The sequence below is a fragment of the Phenylobacterium sp. genome (assembly GCF_004299445.1).
GTDB lineage: Bacteria > Pseudomonadota > Alphaproteobacteria > Caulobacterales > Caulobacteraceae > Phenylobacterium.
In genome coordinates this window covers 1-1173 of record NZ_SCTC01000091.1, presented here as the reverse complement: position 1 = coordinate 1173, position 1173 = coordinate 1, and the positions used below count along the sequence as shown (strand labels likewise).

1 protein-coding gene and 1 pseudogene are annotated in these 1173 nt (G+C 71.9%); both read right to left on the bottom strand.

Going from position 1 to position 1173, the window contains the following annotated elements:
- Positions 1-317, bottom strand: a pseudogene (locus EPN98_RS24430) (TIGR00730 family Rossman fold protein); the annotation flags it as partial.
- Positions 314-1173 (bottom strand): succinyl-diaminopimelate desuccinylase (gene dapE, locus EPN98_RS24425; RefSeq protein ID WP_293365619.1); only part of this gene is annotated, 860 nt, incomplete at its 5' end. The pseudogene EPN98_RS24430 and the gene dapE, both read right to left, overlap by 4 nt.

The window sequence follows — 1173 nt, the reverse complement described above, 5'->3', positions numbered from 1 at the left end:
GCCTCCATCACGCCCGGGCCGCCGCCGGTCATCACGGCGAAGCCCTCCTCGACCAGCCGGCGGCCGACCTGCTCCGCCACGACGTACGACGGGTGGTCGGCGGGGGTGCGCGCGGAGCCGAAGACCGCGATCGTCGGGCCGAGCTCGGCCAGGGCACCGAAGCCCTCGACGAACTCCGCCTGGATCCGCAGCACCCGCCACGGGTCGGAGTGGACCCAGTCGGTCGGGCCGCGCGAGTCGAGCAGCCGCTGGTCGGTGGTGGTGGCGTCGACCTGGTCGCGGCGCTGCAGGATCGGGCCCTTGGCCTTGGACTTCATCGGGTCTCCCCCAGCCAGTCGGTGAGGGCGCGCTCGCAGCTGCGGATCTGGTCGACGGGCACGAACTCCTCCTGCTTGTGAGCCAGCATCGGGTCGCCGGGGCCGAAGTTGACCGCCGGCACGCCGAGGACGGTGAAGCGGGCGACGTCGGTCCAGCCGAACTTCGGGTTGACCACCGCGTCGGGACCGCCGACCGCGTCGATGAACGCCTTGGCGGCGGGGCGGTCGAGCCCCGGCAGCGCGCCCGGCGCGGTGTCGGTCAGGGTGACCTCGAAGCCCTCGAAGAAGTCGCGGACGAACTGCTCGGCCTCGGCCTCGGAGCGGTCGGGGGCGAAGCGGTAGTTGACCTCGACCACGCACTCGTCGGGTACGACGTTGCCGGCGACGCCGCCGCGGACGAAGACCGCGTTGAGCCCCTCGTGGTACTCCAGCCCGTCGATCACGGGCTTGCGCGCCTCGTAGGAGTTGAGCCGGGCCAGGACGTCGGCGGCCTTGTGGATGGCGTTGACCCCCTTCCAGCTGCGCGCGGAGTGGGCCCGCTCGCCCGTCGTACGGACGTCCACGCGGAGCGTGCCCTGGCAGCCGGCCTCGACGACGCCGTTGGAGGGCTCCATCAGGATCGCGAAGTCGGCGGTGAGCAGCTCGGGGTGGCTCTGGCTGAGCAGGTTGAGGCCGTTGAACTCCGAGTCGATCTCCTCGCACTCGTAGAGGACGAAGGTCAGGTCGCGGTTGGGCTCGGGCAGGGTGGCGGCGAGCCGCAGGATGACCGCGTCGCCGCCCTTCATGTCACAGGTGCCGAGGCCGTGCAGGAGCCCGGTCTCCTCGTCGAGGCGGCTCGGCAGGTTGTCGTTGAGCG